The 4,822-nt window shown below is 61.5% G+C and carries 3 protein-coding genes; 1 reads left to right on the forward strand and 2 read right to left on the reverse strand.

All coding sequences use genetic code 11. From position 1 onward, the window contains the following. Positions 1 to 1,253: aldehyde dehydrogenase family protein (locus DW49_RS0100750; RefSeq protein WP_024420872.1), on the reverse strand; the 1,253-nt coding region annotated here is incomplete at its 3' end. 277 nt (positions 1,254 to 1,530) lie between these two features. Here DW49_RS0100750 and DW49_RS0100755 point away from each other — a divergent pair. Next, on the forward strand, positions 1,531 to 3,303 hold the full coding sequence (locus DW49_RS0100755) for a sigma-54-dependent Fis family transcriptional regulator (protein WP_005618253.1): 1,773 nt from the start codon (positions 1,531 to 1,533) through the stop codon (positions 3,301 to 3,303). Between the two features lie 45 nt (positions 3,304 to 3,348). On the opposite strand, the gene treS is transcribed toward DW49_RS0100755, so the two are convergent. After that, the coding region (gene treS / locus DW49_RS0100760; RefSeq protein WP_024420870.1) for a maltose alpha-D-glucosyltransferase at positions 3,349 to 4,822 on the reverse strand (1,474 nt) is incomplete at its 5' end.

A 4,822-nucleotide genomic window follows, 5' to 3' on the forward strand; every position in this document is an offset into this window, starting at 1 on the left:
GCCGCCAGCCCGTATTCCGAGCGGTTGGCCAGTTCGATGGCCTGTTCATCGCTGGAAAAACTGACCACCACCGCCACCGGGCCGAAAATCTCTTCCTCGAACGCGCGCATGCCGGGCTTCACGCCGCTGAGCACGGTGGGCCGATAGAACAGGCCTTCGTATTCGCCGCCGGTTTCCAGTTGCGCACCGGCCTGCAAGCTGTCGCTGACCACCTGATGAACATGCTGCAACTGCCGCTGGTTGATCAGCGGGCCCAGCGCCGCTTCTCCGCGCGCCGCATTGCCGACCGTCAACGCCCGGGCCTTGTCTGCCAGCTTGCGGGTGAACGCGGCAACGATGGACTCATGAACCAGAATCAGGCCGGTGGCCATGCAAATTTGCCCCTGATGTAGCCAGGCGCCGAAGGCCGCGTTGCTGGCGGCGAGATCAAGATCGGCGTCTTCAAGAATCACCAGCGGATTCTTGCCGCCCAGCTCCAGAGAAACCTTCTTGAGGTTGCGCCCGGCCGCTTCGGCCACCTTGCGTCCGGCACCGGTCGAACCGGTAAAGGTGATCATCTGCACATTGGTGTCGCGGCACAGCGCTTCGCCAGCATCTGCCGCACCTGGCAATACATGCAACAGGCCTTTGGGCAGCCCGGCTTCCTCGAACAGCCGAGCGATCAGAAAGCCGCCGCTGATCGGCGTCTGCGGGTCAGGCTTGAGCACCACGGCATTGCCGGCAGCCAGCGCCGGGGCGACCGAGCGCAGGGACAGCACCAACGGAAAGTTGAACGGTGAAATAACCCCTACCACGCCGTGTGCAACACGCCGCGCGTAGGACAGACGCCCGGCAGCGCTGGGCAGAATCACGCCATGACCATGCGCTTGTGAAAGCATGCCAGCAGCCTGGCGCAGTAGCACGATGGTTTCGTTCACTTCATGCTGGCCCTTGTGCAGGCTGCCGCCGGTCTCGCGGGCAACATACAGCGCCAGCTCATCGAACGCGCAGACCGCATGATCGGCGGCCATCAGAAAAATTTCGGCTTTTTCCCGAGGCCCCATCGCCGCCCAGGCAGGCTGAGCCAGTGCGGCTTCCCGGCAGGCAATGGCGATGTCGGCCGCACCTGCCATTGCCGTGTTCATCAGCAACTCGCCGGTCGCAGGCTCGATGATCGGCAGCAGTGCAGATGAGGAAGGAATCCAGTTGCCATTGAATATGCATTCGGCGTCGATTGCGCGTTGCAACAGAGGGGTGCCATCAGAAGCTGACATAGTTGAACTCCGGCTTTTATGGTTGTAATCGCCTGCACCATTGATTGGGTAGCACGCGCCGTATACACACCTGAGCAAAGCCTGTGCCGGGATTGCAATCTGCTTGTCATATGAAGCCTTGACCGCTCTGGAACAAGTTTATCCGAGGTACGCAGGCGTTTAGCACACCTTGCCAGCCAGCGGTCACGCTGATCGAGCTTGTTCATTTGATAAAGTTATGTTTATTAATCGGCTTATCTATTGATCATTTCGATCACTGCCCGGTCGAGGTACAACAATGACCCGCCCTCACTCCCAGCTTCCCGACCACCGCGTGACCACTGAACATTTCTCGCCACGTGGCGACAGCAGTCTGCCCGACGCAGTGGGTTCGCCGACTGCCGAGGAGTTGACCGGTTGCCTGTTCTTCTCGCCCGACGATGGCCGCATCTGGCTCAACGACCAGCGCATGTTGCTGCTGCACAGCTCATCGTTCGGCACCCTGCGCCGGGAAATCATCGAACGGCTGGGGCAGGAGCAGGCGCGTGGGATGTTTACGCGCGCAGGCTATCTTTCCGGCGCACGTGACGCCCGGCTGATTCGTGAGCGCTGGCCACTCGCCGATGCCACGTCGGCGTTTCGCGCTGGCACCCGCCTGCACACGCTGGAAGGCATGGCCAAGGTCGAACCACTGCATTTCAAGTTCGACGCCGAGTCCGGATTCTATGAAGGCGAGTTTCTCTGGCACAACTCCTGCGAAGCTGACGAGCATCTTGCAGCGTGTGGCACCGGGCAGGACCCGGTCTGCTGGACCGAAATCGGCTACGCCATCGGCTTTGTCAGCGGCCTGTTCGGGCAAATGGTGATCTTTCGCGAGGTGGAATGCCGTGGCATGGGGCACGCAAGCTGCCGGGTCATCGGCAAGACCGCCGAGCAATGGGGTGACGTCGAGCGCGACCTGAGTTACCTGAGCGTGGCCAAGACCGTCGCGCCGGCCCATACGCTTGCATTGGCCAACGCCCACTATGACGCCGGCCCGCCGACAGGCACCGACCAGCCACTGATTGGCGCCAGCGCAGCGTTCAACGCGGCCACTCAGGCCTTGCAGCGCGTGGCGATGACCCCGGCAACCGTGCTGATCAGCGGCGAGTCCGGCGTCGGCAAAGAGATGTTCGCCCGCCAGCTGCATCAGCTCAGCCATAACCGGGAAGGCCCTTTCGTGGCGCTCAACTGCGCAGCCATTCCCGACAACCTGATCGAAGCCGAACTGTTTGGCGTCGAGCGCGGGGCGTACACGGGAGCCACGCACTCAAGACCCGGACGTTTCGAGCGTGCCAATGGCGGCACGCTGTTTCTGGATGAAATCACCTCGCTGAGCCTGGCCGGGCAAAGCAAACTGCTGCGCGCCCTGCAAGAGCGGGAAATAGAACGCGTCGGTGGTGGCCACGGCATCAAGGTTACTGTGCGCGTGGTGGCGGCGACCAACGTCGATCTGCGCAAGGCCGTGGCCGAGGGTGATTTTCGCGAAGACCTGTTTTATCGCCTGAACGTCTACCCCATCGCCCTGCCCCCGCTGCGCGAGCGCCGCGATGACATTCCCCTGCTGATCAACGCCTTTCTTCAGCGCTTCTGCCAGGAGTACGGACGCACGCCAGCAGGCTTGACCATGCGCGCGTTGAAAACACTGCTGCGCTACGACTTCGCCGGCAATGTACGCGAACTGCAGAACCTCATCGAGCGCGGCCTGATTGCCAGCGATGAAGGCCAGGCCATTGATCTGGTGCATATCTTTCGTAACGAATCACTGCCGGTGGATTCGTACTCGCTGAACCACGGCGGCGCACTGTCCAAGGCCGCTCCACCGATTGCACGCACGGCACAGGGCGCCGCCCTGCTGGATACGCTGAGTCAGGAAAAACAGGCTTTTTCGATTGAAGAGCTTGAGCAGCAGTTGATTCGCGAGGCATTGGAAAAAAGCGCAGGCAACCTGGCTGCGGCTTCGCGTCTGCTGGGGTTGAGCCGCGCCCAGTTTGCCTATCGCCTGAAAAAGCACCAGCCTGACGCGGTATGACGGGCCAGCCTGGATGCGCAGCCGACCCGGCGCGGCACTGATCGATCAGATCGGCAAGGTGCTGACCACGCGCAGGGCGAGGCCTTCGTAGGCGTCCAGAGTGATGGTGAACTCGCCCTGCTCGGTCAGATCGCCTTCAACCCGCTCGTTGATGATGTCGACGACAGGGCCTGGCGCGATGCCCGGCAAGTGCAGCGTTTCAACGAGGGTCTCGGCGCTGAAATTGAGCGCGGTGATCTGCGTGCCCTTGCCCGCCGGTAACTCGTGAACCATGACCAGCAGCCCTGGATGCTCGACATCCGGGATCAGAATCTGGCGGCTCGCGGCGATGTCGTAGGCGCGACGCACCGCAAGAATCTTCTTGAGCTGCGAGGCAAACGAGTCAGGCCGCTGGAGCTGGCTGACCAGGCTGCCATACAGCGTCTTCGGACGCGGCATGTCGCCGGCAGAAAACTCGGCTTCCGGGTCCAGATCGACCAGATCATAGGCGCCACGGTGCACCCAGCGCGTGTCACCGTCCTGCATGAGGTGCTCAACCTGCTCGGCTGGAAGCGTCAGCGCGCCGACGAGGTCCCAGCCAGACAGCGCGAACACACCCGGCTGCATGGCGTTGTACATCACCAGCAACAGGTGAATGTGCTGGATCTGCTGAATGTCGGCATCGGTAATCGTGCTCAGGTCGCGAATGCCCAGTGCCGCCGTGATGATGCTTGCCGTCGTGCAGGACACGCCGTTGGTAACGAACTTGAGGTTGTAAGGCGCGTGTTCGCCCGAAAGCTTCTCGTACATTTCTTCGCGGATATGCTCACGCAGAATGTTGCCGGGGAACGTCTGACCCTGGTAGTGGAACGTGTCGTGGGCGTGCAGCGTCCAGAAATGCACCAGTTCCAGGGTCAGTTCGTCGTGGTTCTGCAAGGCGTGGATCAGCGAAGCGGGATCAATGCCATACGCATGAACCTGACGCAGCATCAAGCGCAGGAATTCGGTGGTGCCGGTCAGCAGCGCGTGCTGATAAGCCGGGCGTGTAATGAAGTCGTAAGACAGGTCAGCGCCGCCCTGGCCCATGGACGCGATGTCATCAATGGTCAAGTTCAGTTCCTGAAAGCTGAAGCCGCCCGCCTTGCGGATTGCCCCGGCCAGCAACTGGTTGCCAGTGATCGACAGCGGATGGCTTTCCGACCAGGCCGTGCCTTCAGCGCGGCGTTCGACACCCAGAAAGCCGTTTGCGTCCAGGCGTAATACCCGTGCGCCCATGACATCGATGGCATGCAGCGCATCGCCGATGATCATCTGCTGTGCGGCAAAGCTTGGGTCTAGCCAGTTCAGTGAGGGCTGGCCGTCCTTGAAGTAGTGCAGATAAACCCAGCGCCGGGCCTTGCCATCGACGCCCTGCACCACATCAGTGGCACTCCAGTCGGTTTCCTTGACGCCGGGCTCGAAGAAAATAACGCGCTGCAACTGGCCGACGATGTAATGCTTGTCGCGCAACTGGTCGACCACATCGGGCATCAGGTTGACG

Origin of the sequence: Pseudomonas avellanae BPIC 631 (assembly GCF_000444135.1) — a bacterium.
GTDB classification, from domain to species: Bacteria; Pseudomonadota; Gammaproteobacteria; order Pseudomonadales; family Pseudomonadaceae; genus Aquipseudomonas; species Aquipseudomonas avellanae.